The following is a 16,904-nucleotide window of genomic DNA, read 5'->3' as shown; positions in this document are numbered from 1 at the left end:
CTTCCAAATCTAGAAATGCCTAACGCTTAACATTTCCTGCACTTTTATGTACACATTTATCAAGGCGTATCATTCCCCTTAAATTTTCCAATCCCAGCATTTTCTTTCATGGACTTCTTTCGCCAATAATTGGCCAAAATAGACCCCGTGATATTCATCCATGGACTGAACACCGCCGGAGCCAAGCCCACTGTCCCCAGCTTGCCCATTGAGCCGGCGAGGCCAGAAGCCATCCCTCCATTTTGGAGGCCTACTTCCAAAGCCATGGCCCTGGCGGAAGGAATGCCCAAGCCAAGCAACCTACTGAACCAGTAGCCAAAGAAATAGCCCAATCCATTATGTATCACCGATGCCATAAACAGCAGCCCTCCAACTTGCAGTAGATTGTCCCTGCCGGCAGCAGTGGTTACCGTAGTAAAATACACAATGCCAAACATCGAAATATAAGGCATCAGTTTATCCAAGTTTTTAAATTGGCGTGTGCATAAATGATAGCCTGCACCAAACACTACTGCTCCCACAAAAAAGCTCAAAATTTCCACGGACTGTAAGGTTTCTGCTGGAAACATGTCCACAAAGACTTGCCAAAGCCCCAGAGGTAATGCCAGCAGGTAAACAAGAAAAAGCGTTGCTAGCACATAAATACGGTTTTTCATTCCTTTTCCTGCCATCTTCAAGTAATCATGCAGTAAGGCAGCTCCTATGGGCACGAGTACAATTTTGATGATATTGAACATCATATCCAGAAACTTAATATCGATCAATGTCCCCGCCAGCGTCTTCATCCAAAAAGGCGTCATCAGCGGCGCCAGCATGGTCGCCATCGCGGTCACCGTCACCGAAAGCACTAAATTTGCACGAGCCAAATACACCATCACATTTGACGCCAAGCCACTGCTGCAGGCTCCCATCAGGATAATGCCTGCGGCAATCTCCGGATCAAAATCAAACAACTTGGTCAGCAAAAAGCCCACTAGTGGCATGATGCTGAACTGGCTAAGCAACCCCACCAAAACACCTTTTCCTGTGCTGGCCAAATTAGAAAAATCTCGCAAGCTCATCTGTATTCCCATCCCAAACATCACTGCCTGCACGACAATCAAGATCAACCATTTGTTTCGTAAATCGATCTCACCCCACTGCAAAAAGGCATTCGGATAAACCATCCCTGCTACTACGGCGGTCACGATCCATGCGGTATATTGGTACCCACCAAACCGCTTGGAAGCACCAAGCCCCACCGAAAATGCCCCACTGCAGGCTACTGCACTGATTTTCCAGACATCGGTGAATCCCATCGTCAAGGCAATGCTAAAAATGATGAAGATGACAGGTAAACTGAATAATAGAAACTTCCGAATCCGCTGCATGGGTTAGGTTATTGGGTTAAGGGTGGAATGTTATCAGGTTTGGAGGTTTGGAATCAGCTTAATGGTTCTATTTCATGCTCCGCGCCAAGTATCTCACCGATTCAGGCGGACTGGCCACGATGGGAATCTTTTTGTCTGCTTCATCGAGCTTTTCCACGACCCTGGCCATGGAGGCTTGCGCCAAGAGAATAACATCCACTTCAGAGGCCAGTTCTTTCAGAGCATTGGCCACCATTTCATCATGCTTGTCAGGAGAACCGCCCATCAAGGCTTCAAAAGCCCCCTCACACAGTTTGGAAGTCAACACGATATCTTTTCCCAGCACATCAGCCCTTCTCCTCACCAAATCGGAAGTCGGTTCCAATGTCGTGGGCAAGGTGGCTACCACTCCGATTTTTACCCCCGTCTGGACCGCTAAGTCCGCCATGGGCTGATCCACACGAAGCACGGGCACTTGGGTCAAGCCGGCCGCTGCCTCCACGGCTGCCCCGATAGAAGAACAGGTCACCATGATTTGATCGGCCCCAGCCGCCTCGGCCGAACCTACGTAATCGACCACTCTTCTTGCGGTATGGGGCGTGAGCTTTCCTTTGCTGATGACATCTTTGATCAGGCTGTCATCTACAATATTGAATACCTTTACCCCCGGCAAATGTTCATCACAAAGTGCCTGAAAAATCGGTACCAATGTGGCTGAAGTGTGAATAAGTCCTAATGTTTTCATGTTTTATGGTTATTGCGTTTCTATATTATTGAGTCGGAGACTCAATTCTATTAGTGCTGGGACGGAGGCCCAGCACAACACGGTGTGTTCTTCTTTATTCTTTGCTCTATACTCTTTGCTCTATCTTACTACCAGCTACCCACTATGACGGATTAGGCTTGGTACTTTATTCATCATTCCAAATTCATCCTCCCCTCCATCACCTTCACAAAGTAATCTTCCGCACCTACTTGGCCTCCTTTGAAATTGACCTCTTTTCCGTCAATGGGAGAGTTGGGAGCATGGGCTTTGCACAATGGTGCTCCTGGCACCAAAGGGGCGAGCATTTCGACAGCCTCTATTCCAAGGACTCTGGCCACTTTGCTGGAAGTGTCTCCTCCTGCAATCAAGAGCCTTTTAAAGGGAAATTGCTCAGCTGCTTTACGGGCAATTTCCCCTAATGCTGTTCCAAAAAAATCTGCAGTTTTGGCATTGACATCTTCTGGAGAAATGCCTTGTTTGACCAGTACTTCCCTTGTCGCCTTCCTCCTGGAGTCTTCCGCTCCACAAGCGGTATGGACGATGACACTTTTTCCGGCCTTCATCATCTGAACAGCACTTTCAGCGTAGTTTTGGGTCAGCTTGGGGACTGCTGCCAGCTTCCTTGGATCCAAGGCTATTTCATCAAATCCATGCATCCTTGCATAGGCTATCTGTCCTTCAGTGACCGGGGAACAGCTCCCTGATAGCACCAGCATGGGCGAAGCCTTTGCAGGTTTTTCCCAAGTCTTCTGGCCCTGAAGCGTATTGTTAGTCTTCCAGAAAGCCCCCAAAGCCATCTCTATACCCGATGATCCTACGGAAAAATGAATTTTTTCCTTACCTGCTTGATCAAGCATTCGTCCTATCTCGGTCAGCTGGCGGGAATACATCGCATCGTAAAGCACCACCTTCGCACCGGCCTTTAGCTCACGTTTTAAGGCATCATCCAGCACATCCCCACCGCTTTCCACCTCCAGCAAATCCACCAATCCGATATTCAAATCGGTCTGCTTGGACAAATGAAGGCGCAAGTCGCTTTCATTCGCTGGCGTGGTCGGGTGCTTGCTCATGGAAGGATGCCTGTCTAGGCGATGGATTTCCCCTTTGCTCCCGATGCCCATCCGGGCAAACAAGTTACCAAAAGCACAATAGCGGCCTAGTTCAGGTGCCGCCACCAAAAGAGAGGCGTAAGGCGCTTGAAATACGCGCAACCCCACTTCCACCGCCTTGCCGATATTGCCAATTTCAGGCGAAGAATCAAAGGTAGAACAGACTTTATAATGCACCTGGCGAGCGCCTGATTTTTTTAAGGCTATGAATGCTTCTTGAAGTTCTTTTCCCATTGCCGATGGCCCCATGGAGCGGGTCATTCCGGCAATACCAATGGCCTGAATTCCTTTATATTTTGCCAATTGTCCCGGGGATGGAGGCGCTATGAACAACACGGTCTTCACACCCGCTTTGCTCAAAAAATCCAGTGCATCGGATGAGCCGGTAAAATCATCGCCATAATAGGCCAGTAGTAATGGAGATGCTCCTTCTCGCATATTTATTTCCCAAATTTCTGTACAGACAATCCAAATTCCTCATACATCGCTGCTGCCTCCTGTACCGAACGTCCTTCCACCGCTGCCTTCCATGCCTGCTGCAAGGCTTTTACTCCTCCGGCAGGGCCGGCAGGATGTGCCATAATGCCGCCACCTGCCATGTAAAGCAAATCGGTAGTTTTCGTCCGACGGTACGTCTCTGGTGCCTGGCCTCCCCACTGGCCGGAAGAAACCACCGGCAGCACCTGATATCCTCCCAGCATCGGTGCCAGACAACCTTCTATCGACCGGACTACCGAATCATCCGATTCCCAAAATTTATTCTGAATGCCGTTTACATGGAGCTGATCCACACCTGCCAGTCTCCACAGCTTTTGGTATGCCCGGAAATCTATGCCCAGCAGCGGATGCCTGTTGAGCATTCCCCAACCGTTTCTGTGGGCATGGACGGCCAGCTCCCTACGGTCGCAAATTTTCTTCACGCCCGCCAAGCCAACGCTGTTGATGCTCATCATGGCACAAGTGCCTCCATGCTGCAATACAGTGTCGTAATTGCGCTGCATCAGGTCTATTTCATCCGATATATTAAAGGCATACATTACCTTTTTTCCCGTTTTATCGGCATGGCTATTGATCACCTTCATGACGGCGGTCACCCGATCCTCAAATGGAGAATTGGCCGCTGCCCCCATCAGTTCATCGTCTTTGATAAAATCAATCCCAGCTTCCACCAAAGTCTCGACCAACCCGGCAGTCTCTTCTGGACTCATTCCGATACTTGGCTTGATGATCGTCCCGATCAAAGGTCTCCCCGCTTCCACTCCTGTCAATTCCCTACAGCCTTTTATCCCAAATGCCGGCCCAGTGAAGTGCTTCGAAAAAGATGCCGGAACCTCTATGTCCATCAACTTCAGCCCCGTAAACTGGGTAATTTCATAGAGATTTCCCTGCAATGTCGATACCATCGTCGGCAGGTTATAGCCGAAGTTTTCGATGGACCAGGAAACGGTGATCATCGCCCGTTGGTACGTGCTGTTTTTCGATACTGCCCCAGGAATGGCAGGCTGACTGACGGTTTCCAACTTCTCGATGGACTCTACACGAGCAGCAAAACGCTGCTTCAGTTCAGCCGTTTCACCCGGCACCGCCACAAAAGTCCCTGATGACTGCTCTCCTGCCAATACTTCCGCTGCCGCTTCCACTGTAAAGGGCGTTTCGATATAGTATGTTGCTGAAATTCTTTCCATAAAATAAAGGAGGGAAAAGGTGTCTAGGTTGGTGATAAAAAAAGTAAGACGGGAGAAATCCTCCCATCCTACTTAAAAACCTAATAAAACCCTATTATGACAAATGTAATTAAGACACTTTATATCAGCATCCTGAACTTACCTGCTTTGTGGATTTAAAGATTGGTTCAAGTTTGAAAACTTGCCCCAATTTTCCCGCTGTCTGTGACACGGGACTATAATATGTTTTTGCGTCGGAGACTCAATGTTTCATTGTACCAAGTCAGAGACTTGGGACTTGGTACAACCGGAGCGGAGTCGAAGTCCATCATGCTACCATTCCTGTCAATCCGTGGACAGTTCCACCCCTCCCTGCTCGCTGGATTGGTGTGCGGCCTCCACGCAGGCCATGGTATGGATGCAATCTTCCACGCTGTTGTCAGGAATATATGCCGGATTTTCCAACGTCTTTTTCATCTCTGCCATGGCCCCTATGAAAGCATGTGGGAACCAGGTTCCCTCGATCGGTACTTCCTGCCACTCTGGAGCTTTTCCTTCTTCCAGCACCACATATTCAAATTTGTCCGCAGCACCTTTTGGATAATTCTTCAAAAGACCCATTTCGATCATGATGGCTCCCTTGGTCCCTTCCAATTTCACATACGACTGTTGATGCTTCAGGCCAAACTCATGGGCATGATTGGTCAGGATATTGGCTCCTTTCAAGTCTCCATAATCCATGATGATATTGGTCTTGACCGATGCCAATTGTGCCATTTTGGGATGCTTGATGGTCTTGGCATATACTTTTTCAGGATTGCCATAAAAGGACCGGATCAAATCCACATAATGGATACTGTGATACAAAATTTCCACTCGATCTGCCGAAAAAAGAAAATCCCACAAATGCCAGGGAGTATAGACATTGATTTTGATTTCGATATCGCACAACTCCCCTATTAAGCCAGAGTGGATGATCTCCCGTGCTCTCTGAATAAAAGGTGTATAGCGCATCTGAAAATTGACACCGGCCTTTAGCTGCTTCTTCCTGCATAGGTCCAGAATGGCTTTGGCGACCTTAAGGTCTTCTCCCATAGGTTTCTGAATCAAGACCACCGATCCTTTTGGAAGCTTTTCCAATACCTGAAGCACAGCGCTCCCCGGTACGGCCACATCAAAAATCGTGTCTTGGCCAGCCTTGGTCACCAATTCCTCCAGCGAAGAAAACACAGTCGGTATTCCAAACGCATTGGCCAGCGCGGTGGCCTTCTCTTTATTAAGATCAAAGATCCCTTCTACTTCATATCCGGCGATTTTGTACGCCGGCAAATGCGCGTCCTTCACAATGCCTCCTGCCCCGATAAGTTGAATTTTCATATTCCTATTTTCATAAATGTCAATGAGAAGACGACCAGTGAAATGACAGCCTAGACGGTTTAACTTCAGCCCTCTTCGCTTCGGCAAAATGGATTATGTCTTTACGTTTTTATGCCCGATTTCATTTCAAAATATAAAGACAAATCCTCTTCAGAAAGTTTTTTTTAAGGCAATACAGCCAATCTGTCCCCATCCAGCCTTGCTTAGTACGCGTTTCCCAAACGACTGTTCCAGGAGACTCATTATCCCCCAATGGCATTTCCCACCGTCAGTGCCAAAACAGCAACCAACAAAACCGCTAATGCCAACACTAATGCCCAAACGGTCTTTCCCTTGGCATGAATCCATTCTTTCATCGCCAAACCTGCCACCGTACTGAACATCACCAGCATGATCATATGGACTGCCCAACTGGTAAATTTATAATCTCCCATGCGGACATGTCCCAATCCATAAAAGAAAAACTGCGAATACCACATAAAACCGGTCATGATTGCCAGCAAATAATTCTTGGTCAATGGAGATCCGGCCTTTAGGGTAAATTCTTTGAATGTGCCTTGCTTACGATGAAGGGATAGGCAATAGGCTAAGGTAACAATAAATGCTCCGGTATTGGAAAATATATAGACCACATTGCTCTGGAATCCGCCGGCACCGTGCTCCGCAGCCACATCGGCAATGGGCTGTCCCTGATCGATCGAAAAACCGTACAAAGCAGAAAGTACCCCTGCTAAAATACAAAGTGGCAATCCTTTTGATACTGAAAAATTTGACTCGGCTCCTTTCTCCAGTTTGGCCAGGTCCAGTTCCTTGTACCGTCCGGCTAGCCCACAAAGCGCTATTCCGATTACTCCCAAGACCATCCCGATTACAATCCAGCCAGCGCCTTCCTGCTGTAGGACTGCGGCCAATTCCCCCTTCACTAAAGGGGGCAGCAAGGTTCCCACGACGCAGGAAATCCCGATCGAGATGGCATAGGTAAGCGAAAAACCAATATAGCGAATGGCAATACCAAAGGCAGTACCTCCTACACCATAGGCCATCCCTAAGCCAAATGCTTTCCACATCGCATCTGTTGGAGCCTCTTCCAGTACTTTCATCAGCTCCGGAATCGTCAGCCATGCTCCCACTATGGGCAGTAGAAACCAGCAAAAAAATGCCTGTGCCAACCAATAGGTCTGCCAAGACCAGTTGGTCACTTTCTTTTGCGGCGTATAACATAGCGCTGCAAAGGAAGCACCCACAGCATGAAACATCACTCCTCCGATTACACTCATTTCTGGTTATTTTGGTTTAAAGTTTTTAGGCTTAGAATAAGGAAAAAGTTTGGCAAATTGGAAGAATTCTGGGATTACAAATCCCTATTATTTGTATTTCGGGATTGCAAATCCCGAACAGCGTCAAAATACTGAACAGCTTCTGCGTCCTATCTTCTTTCCTCTTTCCTCTTTATTCTATCCTCTATCTTCTTTTCTCTTCATTTGATCCCATAAAATTCCAATGCATTGTCATACAAGACCTTGCCCTGTTCTTTTTCATACAAAAGCGTTTCCAACACTTCTCGATAGCGTTTCCAAGAATATTCATAACTGCCTGCCAATAGCGAGACTGGCCAATCCCCTCCACAAAAGCAGCGATGCATACCGAAAGTGTCCAAAACAAATTCGACATAAGGTAAAATATCGTATCGCCCCCATTCAAACAGTTTTCCGGATGTAGTGCCCATCCCGGAGATTTTTACATGGAATTGCGGATGTTCGGCAGCTTCGCGCATTTTATTGCCCCACTCTCCAAAATGGAGCCCCTCCTTGATCGGAGGTTGGTTGAGGTGATCAAAGACCATTTTCAGATCGGGTACTTTTTTCGCCACTTTCAGTGCCGTATCAATATGTTCCGGCAACACCCCTACCAGGTCATAAGTGAGGCTATGGTCGGCCAGCAGCTTTAAGCTCTCCAGCACAGCTGGCTGTAGCAGCCACTTTGGATCGGGCTCTTCGTGGATCAGGTGCCGCACTCCCCGGAAATAGGGATTGTTTAGATAATGCCCTTCCAGTGCCTGTGCAGTGGCATCAGGATCCATCAGCGGCATCCATCCCACCACGCCCTTGATCCAGTCATGGGCAGCGGCATTTTCGAGCATCCAATTGGTATCTTCAAAATTATTGGCTGCCTGCACCAAAATTCCCGCTGTAATCCCGGCCTTCTTGCGCTCTTCTTCCAAGTCTTCTAAATGATAATTTTGCTTCAAAATAGAAGTATCGCCTTCCAGCCAGGCATATTCAGCCCTTCCGAAATCCCAGATGTGAATATGTGTATCAATGATGTTCATGCTTACTAATGTTAAGTTAAAGGTTAAATGACACTCTCCTTTGCTCACCACTCTGCCCGTGGCGTGGGTGTCCAGCGCACAGGAACGTCCCACCGAGGCAGGTCAGGGACGCGGTAGTAGTAGTAATGCGTCAAAGCAGGTTTGACTTGACACTAATTGGTTTTTCCTGTTTACTAGCTACTCCTCCGATTACCTTACAGGCCAAACTCCCGAACTATGGCATCATTATGCTCTCCCAAAAACGGTGCGCCCCGCTCTGGCGTTAATCGCTCACCATTCACCCGTACAGGGCACCGTGTAGTTTTTATACGGTCGCCATGAGTGGTCTTGACCTCCATCTCCATTTCCAAGATCTGATAGCCTTCTTCTTCCATCATTGCTTCCATGTCCAGCACCTTCGCGCACCAAATATCCGCTGGCTCCAATATATCCAGCCAATGCCGGGTATCTTGGGTGATCAGATGAGCTGCCAGCAATGCTTTGATCTCATCGCGCCGATCAAACCATCCTTTCGGATCATCAAAAACGGCCAAATCATCGCATTTCAATAGCCCTCCTAACGTGACAATATCCCCCATTGCCAAGGCCAAATAGCCATCTTTAGTGGCATAAACCCCATAGGGAGCTGCGATGTAGCAATGACCATGGTTGGAATAGCTTCGCTGGGGCAACTCCTCCCCGTCATTCAAAAAGGTGGTAAACACCTCAAACTGAAAATCCATCGCTGACTCCAGCATACTCACTTGTACCAAACTCCCTTGGCCGGTTTCTTCTTTTTGGTACAAAGCTGCCAAAATCCCTTGTGCCAATTGGGTTCCCGCCAATAAATCCACCACCGAAATCCCCATGGGCGTGGGAGCTTTTTCCTGCTCTCCATTGAGATGGGGCAAGCCTGTCATTGCCTGAAGCAACAGGTCCTGCCCGGGCAAGTCTGCCCATGGACCATCTTGGCCGTAGCCGCTGATTTCAGCATAGATGACTTCTGGATGCACTGCCTTTACCTCGTCATATGAAAAGCCCAATCGTGCCATTACACCTGGACGGAAGTTGTGCATCACTACATCTGCCGAGCTGATCAGTTTCCAAATGGCTTCTTGGTCTTCCTTATTTTTCAGGTCTGCGGCAAAACTCTCCTTGTTCCGATTAATCGTGTGGAAAATGGTGGATTCCTCGGCTATTTTCACCTCGGAAACATACAGCTGCCGGCAGATATCCCCAGTCACTGGCTTTTCGACCTTGATCACCCGCGCGCCAAAATCCGCCAACCGCAAGCTTGCGGAGGGACCGGACAAGAATTGGGAGAAGTCGATAACCGTAATTCCTTTTAATAATGACATAGTTGGTTCGAGAATGATGAGTTATTGGATGATTATTGGTCAATAATAAACATGGCCAGACGCAGGGGATCTTGGATGCCAATGGATCATTTAAATTCTTCTTTGATTAACGCGGTATGCTCGCCCAATCCCGGTGCAGGCTTTTCACTGAACAGCACTTTTCCGTCTATCCTAATCGGGCAGCGATTTGTTTTGATAGACTGACCATTGGTCAATTTCAGAGATTGCTCCAGTGCTGCATGTCGGTAGCCATCCGATTCCTTCAAGCGCTTCCAGTCCTTGACGTCCATAGCCCAAAGGCCACTTTTCCGAAGCTTTTCAAGCCAATAACTGGTCGTTTCGGTCTTAAGAAAATCAGCCAACACCTGCTTGATCTCGTCGCGATGCGAAAACACCATCGACTGGTCATACGGATCCAGACCTGCACAACCCAATGCCTCCCGGAGGGATAAAATAGGGATCATCGCAATGGCCAAATGACTGTCCTTGGTGCAATAAATCCCGTAAGGAGCTCCCAATAATGCATGGGCGCCATTTACCGCGGAGCGGAGCGGTCGCTTTCCGCTAGCAAAGTAGGTCGTCAGCACCTCAAACTGCATATCCAATAACGACTCCAACAAACTCAACGAAATCTTGCTGCCTTTGCCCGTCCTCTTTCGGTGTACCAAGGCGGCCAAAATCCCCTGTACCGCCTGAGCCCCGCAGAGCATATCCCCAATCGCCAGTCCAAATGGCATAGGCCCATCCAGCTGGTTTCCACTGGCATACATCAGGCCGCTCATCGCCTGGAGCAAGAGGTCTTGTCCGGGCTTTCGTGCCCAAGGCCCTTCTGCTCCGTATCCGCTGATCTCGGCAAAAACAAGTCCAGGATTAACCGCACTCACTGATCCATAGTCCAGCCCGAGTTTTTCCATCACACCCGGGCGAAAATTATGCATCATTACGTCCGCTTTTTTGATCAGCTTTTTGATATCAGCCAGTTCGGTTGCTGATTTGAGATTGGCCGTATAACTTTCCTTGTTTCTATTGATCGTATGGAAAAGCAGTGAACTCTCCTCTATCCACTGGTTTTTGATCGGAAGGATCCGACAAAGATCGCCTTTGCCGGGATTTTCTATTTTGATGACCCTCGCCCCGAGATCTGCCAGCCTTAGCCCTGCGGAAGGACCTGATAGATACTGGCAAAATTCCAGCACCATCACCCCTTCCAGCGGCAAGCGTTGGAGTTTTTTCGTGCTCTCAAGACTCATGGGCAACAGGTCGCTGGGAAGCTTGATATAGTTCATTGATGCGGTCAAGGACTGCCTCTGGGTTGCTCTCTCCCATCATGTACTCCCGGATAGGATCCCCCGCATGGTCCTGAAAATACAGGTAGCCATTGTACCTTGGACGCATGTAGGACGCATCCAATGAGTCTAGGGTATTTTTAAAATAATTATGGGAAATGGTATTGGCCTGCTCACTCAGCCAAGCCTTACGATGCCCAGGTTGACCGCCATTGAGCACGTACTCAGTGGACTGGTATTTTTCGGACATGATCATCTGCGCAAAAGACAATGCTTCCTTTTTATGCTCACAAAAAGCAGAAACCGCCAACCCTGTCCCTCCAATGGTACTCCTCAATTTCTTCCCGGGAACAAAGTCCACTAAATTGCCATAGGTCAACAAATGGTCACTGTAACCATCCCGTGCATAATTGGAATAACCATAAGCAAAAGGACAGTACCAATATTCATTTCCCATGGACATGTATTCAGCTACACGAATGGGATTGGCATCAAACAGTTTTCTGTCCAGCAGGCTGTAAAAGGCCTTCATCGTCTCCAAAGCTTTCAGTCCTGTTGGTTTATCGATGACCTGCTCGGTACTCAGAAAGGGCTCCTGACCATGCGCTTGGCAAAACATATAAAAATTCATCAGCAGATCAATGGGTATGGCAGGAGCAGCCACTTTTCCTCGCTTGGCCAAAGCCATCACCTCCTCCCAGTTCTTGGGAACCTTCGTACCATTCTCATCCAATAAATCCTTTCGGAAGCTGGGCACTGGAGCAGCCGCATCGATGGCCAGTGCCCACTGGTGCCCTCCATAATGGTAACTTTGATGCGACCTTCCCACGTGATTTTCAGCCTGATTTTCCAAAAACTGTTCAGGCAAATGCTCATCAAGTGCCAATACGCAATTGGTCGCCGCAGCGCAGCCCACCCAAGGGTGGTCAATGATGAGCAAATCGTACGTTTCTGTCAGTTTTTCTATTGGATAATCGGCAAACTCCTGCAAGGTCCGTTGCCGCCATTGGATTTCTATATCAGGATAGAGTTGGTTAAACCGCTGGGCAAAAGCCTGCAAGGGAGATATCCCTCTGCTATGCCCCCAAGTCATCCCTTTTAGTATTTTCTTTGCCATGATCTCTATTTATTTTTTCTTTTCGGTCAATAAAATATGCTCACAGAGCATTACCAGTTCGTCCTTTTGGTTAAACACCTCCACCAACTCCGTGACGAGGCCATATTTTGGTCTTTTGTGGTCCTTTTTGTCTTTGATCGATACGTTTACCCTTATCGTGTCACCAATAAAAACAGGCTTGGTAAACCGGAGCCTTTCATAGCCATAGGTCATGGCCACTTCATTGATCACTTGAGCGGTCATGCCCACCGCCACCGAAAAGATCAAGGTCCCGTGCGCTATGCGCTCTTTGAACGGCTGGGTTTTGCACCATTCTGCATCCATATGATGTGGAAAAAAATCTCCCGTTTGTCCTGCGTGCATCACGATATCTGTCTCGGTGATGGTCCGGCCAAGCGTCTCCCTGCTTTCTTCCAACTCAAATTCTTCGTAATATTTTTTTATGAACATGATAGGCTATTTGGTTTACGACAATTGATCAACAGCTGTCATTCATTATTTAAATACATCGATAAAGTTACTTTCCTGTGTGAAAACACCTTCCTGTGGTATCATGGGTATTAAAAGTTGAAATATTGAAAGGCTACAAAGGTTGGCCGATGATGGAAACTTAAACCTTGAGTAAATGCTCGTCCACATGTAAAAAGGGAAAGTCAGATTATTGGCTTTCCCTTTTCTAAAAATCTATTGTCTAAAATCCTCTATCCAAGACCTAAAAACTCAGGCTATTGTCCTTGTTCTTCCCGCTCCAATGCCTTTTTCCAGCATTCCTCCGCCAGTTGCTTATAGCGTAATGCCTGCTGCCATCGATCGCCTTCTTCTTGCGGCTGACCATTGGCATTCTTAAAAGTCCGAGCATAGAATATATCCGCTTGGAGCAACTCCACTGCAAAACAGATGTAGTCACCGGGATCAGCAGATCGCAAAAAGCCTTGAAAAGCTCGCGTCCACATTTCCTTAAAGTGATCTACGTAACTTTGGCCTTGGCCGTCGCCCACATCCACTTGGATACTTCCAGGATTCCCAATCCTTCCGTGCATAAACCGCACCCTGTCAAATACCGGCTGGATAAACTCCCATTTATTTTCGATCCCTCCATAAACCATCTCCTGACCCGTGTACCAGTGGGAAAAGTCCCCGTTAAAACGGATCTCTGGAAATCGCTTGGTCAGCTCCACTGTCCGCCACATGTCTTGGGTGATCGTAGCCCGGTGGGTTTCGATATAGATCGGCAAGTCATATTTTACCGAGCTGCTAAGTACATATTCTACCAATCGATTCACCTCATCGTCACTTTCCATTCCCCAGCCGACATGGAGCGTGGCACAATCATAGCCCCCATTCTTCCACGTGGGCAGTAAATCATCCAGCTCTCCCACTTCATTCATCCGTGCGTGAGCAGTCAACTCCAAGCCCAGCTCCTTACAAAGGGTCGGATCTCCATCCTGAATCCCCTTAAAACCTGCTTGCTTGATGGCCTGGTGCTTCTCCCTATCATCCCCTTTGGGACCCGCTGAAAAGCCCGGCAAATCATTGCACCCGCCATAATTCATGTCCACCCTCAGATAAGGCGCTGTGTTCGTTCCGTCGTTGGTGTTTTTGATCATATCAATGGAAAATTAAAAGATTTGAAAATTGTTGGTTGTCCCGTTGTCTCTGACTCCTAATTTAGCGTTGCGATCAACGTGCCTTAAATTTAAAATAAACCCTGCCTGGCTTCGGACCGCTCACATGCTGTGGCTGAGATGATGGACCGACCAGATCGGTAGCATTCACCTTGTTTCTCACTCCGGGAATCACATCAAAGACAGCTAGCCCAGTCTGAGGCAAGGTGTACAAAAGGGCATCCCTGCCATCCCTAGGGGTAAAGACGCCCAGGTAATTATCCGGCTGGTCATTGGCCATGTAGATGTGACCTTCTTCTGTTTCCAATGCAGCCCAGTGCCAATCATGGAAATAGCCTTTGAACTCTGGGTAGGTAAACGACTCTCCGGGAATAGGGTCATTGTAATCATTTCCCCAGATATCCAAAGTAGTGCCGTGAACACGGTTTTGCCAAGAGCGGTATGGCCCCTCTCCCAGCCAGCGGATTGCCTTTACTTTCTCCTCTGGATAATCAAAACTCACCCCCATCAATTCCACCACGCCGTTGTATGCATACGTATAATCCAGCTGAACCAATCCTCCGGGCTGAATGGTCCAGGTTACTTCTTGCAGTGGGCCAAAATAGCTGGCGCTGATCACTACATTGTCACCGTCCTTGGCGGCAGTGATCGACCTTAGCTCCTGCTCCAAATCCAGTTTCTTGTAAATCCTGTCCATCCCTTTTTCAAAATCAGGATTTACCGTTCCATCCAGTGTTCGATCACCTCTTCTAGCCGCCACAAAACGCGGTCCCCCTGCAAAATCAATGCTTTGTCCTCCTTCTGAAACAGCCGCTATTTGCCCATTTTCTTTGCTGAATGCCACCTTCAAATCCCCAGATGACACCCTAAAATGGGCGGCATCCTCTTCCAAATCCACTGCTCCAGCACCTGCCTGCAAATACTGCTGGGGCTGCTCCCATGTAAAATGCCATGTCCATAGCTCCTTGCCTTCCGGATCCTTTGCGGTAAGGTAAAGTACATCGGCCGATTGCCAATTTGACGGCAAGGGAATGGACACGTTCCCCGCTTCATGTGGTGCCACATCAGGGCCTTTCAGTTCTCCAGACTTGGTTACCTCGTGGCCACTTTGGCCTGCCTCCGGGCCGTAGAATTCCGCCAGAGCCCATTCGAAAGTACAGGCATTCAAGTTGGTGAAATCATACCTGTTTTCTACTGGAAAAGTCCCATCAAAATCACTTGCCAACTTGTCCTCATGCATCACCATCACTGGCGACCAGACTTCCTTGATGGTGAAGAAACTTCCCTCTTTTTCATGGTGAGGACCGACGATGCCATCTGCCCCATAATTTCCTTGGTTATCGATTCTGCCATCCTGATCCGTACGGGCGATGCCCTCATCTGCAAATACCCACAAGAAGCCGCCACCACTTCTAGGGTGGCTGCGCATCATCTCCCAGTAATCGTATAAGCCTGCTCCATGCCCACCATCATACAATCCATGTAAAAATTCCGTTGGCATAAAGATATAATCCCCCCTAAAGTATTCTTCTGTCTCCCCATACGATCGATAGTGCATGGTTTCCACTCCATTGAGCAATTGCTGCGGGTGAAGCACTGGCCGGTTTTGGGGATCCCACTTCGCAAATTCATCATCCAATTCCGTGTTCCATCCTCCTTCGTTACCATTGTCCCAGAAGATCACACTTGGATGGTTGACGTCACGGGTTACCAAAGACTCCACCAACTTCATCCCTATATTCTCGTCATAGTGTCCATGCCAGCCACCGAGTTCATGGAGCACATATAGCCCCAATTCATCACAGGCATCCAAAAATTCCGGATCAGAAGGATAGTGCGAAAGCCGCACCGCATTCATGTTCATTTCCTTGATCAGCTTGGCATCAGCATAATTCAATTCCTTGTTCAAGGTTCTGCCGGATTCGGGCCAAAAGCTGTGCTTATTAACCCCCTTCATCAGCACCCGCTGGCCATTGATATAAATCCCATCACTGGCTTTCAGCTCAATGGTACGAAAGCCAAACCGGTCCTTGGTCTGATGCACTAGCTCATCGCCATCATACAGTGAAAATTGGATATGATACAAGTTCGGTGTCTCGGCAGTCCACAGGTCAATTCCTTCAAAAGCACTTTCCAGCACGACCTTGTCACCTCCAGCGGTAATGGATTGCTCTATGGGCTGTCCCCAAGATTTTCCTTCCTCATCCTTGACGGTCGCCACCACTTTCATGTCTTCTGAGCTGGCATTGCCCAAAAACACTTCCGCCCTAAACTGCCCATCGGCCTGCGCATCTATTGCAGTGCGATCGATGAATTTTGCGGGGTATGCTTCCAAGAACACCGGTCGGAAAATGCCGCCAAAGTTCCAATAATCGGCCCTGCGCTCCGCCAAATTGACACTGGCATTATCGGACTCCTTACTTACCGTAACCTCTAGCAGGTTCTCTTTTCCATACTTCAGCAAGTCGGTAATATCGTACTTAAATCGGTAAAATGCGCCTTGGTGCTTATCCCCTGCCGAGCGGCCATTGACCCTCACTTCTGTGTCGGTCATGGAGCCGTCAAAAACGATTCTCACCAATTTATTTTCCCATGATTTGGGCACTTCAAAAGTATATTTATACTGCCCCACCTCATCAGCAATCCCATCCGGAAAGGGCTTTCCATAAAACTTTATCCCATATTGATACTTCCCAAAGCCTTCCTGTTCCCACACAGACGGCACGCTGATGGTACTCCACTCCCCGCTGTTGCGTCCACCGGAAATCTTAAATTCCCATTCCTTAGTGTCTTGATAGCCTTTACCGGATAGGTACTGGATTTCCGTTTCCTGGGCTTTCAATCCCGACATGGCAAAAAGGGATAAGATCCCCAAAAACAGCCTATTAATACCGCTTAATCTGATCATTTTATTTTTTTCTTTTTATTTCTTTTTCGCTCATCCT

At 48.1% G+C, this 16,904-nt stretch carries 13 protein-coding genes; all 13 read right to left on the bottom strand.

Going from position 1 to position 16,904, the window contains the following annotated elements:
- Positions 1-59: 59 nt before the first annotated feature.
- Complete coding sequence (locus FDP09_RS07700; RefSeq protein WP_137402114.1) at positions 60-1,370, bottom strand: bile acid:sodium symporter family protein; 1,311 nt, start codon at positions 1,368-1,370, stop codon at positions 60-62.
- Between the two features lie 67 nt (positions 1,371-1,437).
- Positions 1,438-2,094 carry an aspartate/glutamate racemase family protein gene (locus FDP09_RS07695; RefSeq protein ID WP_137402113.1) on the bottom strand — a complete coding sequence of 219 codons (657 nt, stop codon included), beginning with the start codon at positions 2,092-2,094 and terminating at the stop codon, positions 1,438-1,440.
- A gap of 173 nt (positions 2,095-2,267) precedes the next feature.
- Entirely contained in the window at positions 2,268-3,662 is a 1,395-nt protein-coding gene (locus FDP09_RS07690) for a four-carbon acid sugar kinase family protein (RefSeq protein WP_137402112.1), read from the bottom strand.
- Positions 3,663-3,664: 2 nt separating this feature from the next.
- A complete protein-coding gene (locus tag FDP09_RS07685; RefSeq protein ID WP_137402111.1) occupies positions 3,665-4,909 on the bottom strand; it encodes a ribulose-bisphosphate carboxylase large subunit family protein in 1,245 nt (414 codons plus the stop codon).
- 324 nt (positions 4,910-5,233) lie between these two features.
- Positions 5,234-6,265: a Gfo/Idh/MocA family protein gene (locus FDP09_RS07680; RefSeq protein WP_137402110.1), complete on the bottom strand. Its 1,032-nt coding sequence runs from the start codon at positions 6,263-6,265 to the stop codon at positions 5,234-5,236.
- A gap of 242 nt (positions 6,266-6,507) precedes the next feature.
- Positions 6,508-7,542, bottom strand: a complete 1,035-nt coding sequence (locus tag FDP09_RS07675) for an L-rhamnose/proton symporter RhaT (protein WP_137402109.1) — start codon at positions 7,540-7,542, stop codon at positions 6,508-6,510.
- Between the two features lie 200 nt (positions 7,543-7,742).
- Positions 7,743-8,594: an amidohydrolase family protein gene (locus FDP09_RS07670; RefSeq protein WP_137402108.1), complete on the bottom strand. Its 852-nt coding sequence runs from the start codon at positions 8,592-8,594 to the stop codon at positions 7,743-7,745.
- A 194-nt stretch (positions 8,595-8,788) separates the two neighbouring features.
- Positions 8,789-9,931, bottom strand: a complete 1,143-nt coding sequence (locus FDP09_RS07665; protein WP_137402107.1) for a CaiB/BaiF CoA transferase family protein — start codon at positions 9,929-9,931, stop codon at positions 8,789-8,791.
- A gap of 86 nt (positions 9,932-10,017) precedes the next feature.
- On the bottom strand, positions 10,018-11,217 hold the full coding sequence (locus FDP09_RS07660) for a CaiB/BaiF CoA transferase family protein (protein WP_229683307.1): 1,200 nt from the start codon (positions 11,215-11,217) through the stop codon (positions 10,018-10,020).
- Positions 11,171-12,334 carry an ABC transporter substrate-binding protein gene (locus FDP09_RS07655; RefSeq protein ID WP_137402106.1) on the bottom strand — a complete coding sequence of 388 codons (1,164 nt, stop codon included), beginning with the start codon at positions 12,332-12,334 and terminating at the stop codon, positions 11,171-11,173. The genes FDP09_RS07660 and FDP09_RS07655 overlap by 47 nt, the downstream gene beginning before the upstream one ends.
- Before the next feature lie 9 nt (positions 12,335-12,343).
- Positions 12,344-12,784, bottom strand: coding sequence for a MaoC/PaaZ C-terminal domain-containing protein (locus FDP09_RS07650; protein WP_137402105.1), 441 nt, complete (start codon positions 12,782-12,784; stop codon positions 12,344-12,346).
- Between the two features lie 275 nt (positions 12,785-13,059).
- On the bottom strand, positions 13,060-13,941 hold the full coding sequence (locus FDP09_RS07645) for a hypothetical protein (RefSeq protein WP_137402104.1): 882 nt from the start codon (positions 13,939-13,941) through the stop codon (positions 13,060-13,062).
- A 73-nt stretch (positions 13,942-14,014) separates the two neighbouring features.
- Entirely contained in the window at positions 14,015-16,867 is a 2,853-nt protein-coding gene (locus FDP09_RS07640; RefSeq protein ID WP_137402103.1) for a glycoside hydrolase family 2 TIM barrel-domain containing protein, read from the bottom strand.
- Between the last annotated feature and the right edge of the window lie 37 nt (positions 16,868-16,904).

It is taken from the genome of Echinicola rosea (assembly GCF_005281475.1).
GTDB classification, from domain to species: Bacteria; Bacteroidota; Bacteroidia; order Cytophagales; family Cyclobacteriaceae; genus Echinicola; species Echinicola rosea.
Note: the sequence above shows the minus strand (reverse complement) of the source record. Positions and strands in the feature narration are given on the sequence as shown.

Bases quoted from the DNA above. Each gene is read 5' to 3' on its own strand.
- FDP09_RS07700 (WP_137402114.1), bottom strand. From the start codon at position 1,370: ATGCAGCGGATTCGGAAGTTTCTATTATTCAGTTTACCTGTCATCTTC.
- FDP09_RS07695 (WP_137402113.1), bottom strand. From the start codon at position 2,094: ATGAAAACATTAGGACTTATTCACACTTCAGCCACATTGGTACCGATT.
- FDP09_RS07690 (WP_137402112.1), bottom strand. From the start codon at position 3,662: ATGCGAGAAGGAGCATCTCCATTACTACTGGCCTATTATGGCGATGAT.
- FDP09_RS07685 (WP_137402111.1), bottom strand. From the start codon at position 4,909: ATGGAAAGAATTTCAGCAACATACTATATCGAAACGCCCTTTACAGTG.
- FDP09_RS07680 (WP_137402110.1), bottom strand. From the start codon at position 6,265: ATGAAAATTCAACTTATCGGGGCAGGAGGCATTGTGAAGGACGCGCAT.
- FDP09_RS07675 (WP_137402109.1), bottom strand. From the start codon at position 7,542: ATGAGTGTAATCGGAGGAGTGATGTTTCATGCTGTGGGTGCTTCCTTT.
- FDP09_RS07670 (WP_137402108.1), bottom strand. From the start codon at position 8,594: ATGAACATCATTGATACACATATTCACATCTGGGATTTCGGAAGGGCT.
- FDP09_RS07665 (WP_137402107.1), bottom strand. From the start codon at position 9,931: ATGTCATTATTAAAAGGAATTACGGTTATCGACTTCTCCCAATTCTTG.
- FDP09_RS07660 (WP_229683307.1), bottom strand. From the start codon at position 11,217: ATGAACTATATCAAGCTTCCCAGCGACCTGTTGCCCATGAGTCTTGAG.
- FDP09_RS07655 (WP_137402106.1), bottom strand. From the start codon at position 12,334: ATGGCAAAGAAAATACTAAAAGGGATGACTTGGGGGCATAGCAGAGGG.
- FDP09_RS07650 (WP_137402105.1), bottom strand. From the start codon at position 12,784: ATGTTCATAAAAAAATATTACGAAGAATTTGAGTTGGAAGAAAGCAGG.
- FDP09_RS07645 (WP_137402104.1), bottom strand. From the start codon at position 13,941: ATGATCAAAAACACCAACGACGGAACGAACACAGCGCCTTATCTGAGG.
- FDP09_RS07640 (WP_137402103.1), bottom strand. From the start codon at position 16,867: ATGATCAGATTAAGCGGTATTAATAGGCTGTTTTTGGGGATCTTATCC.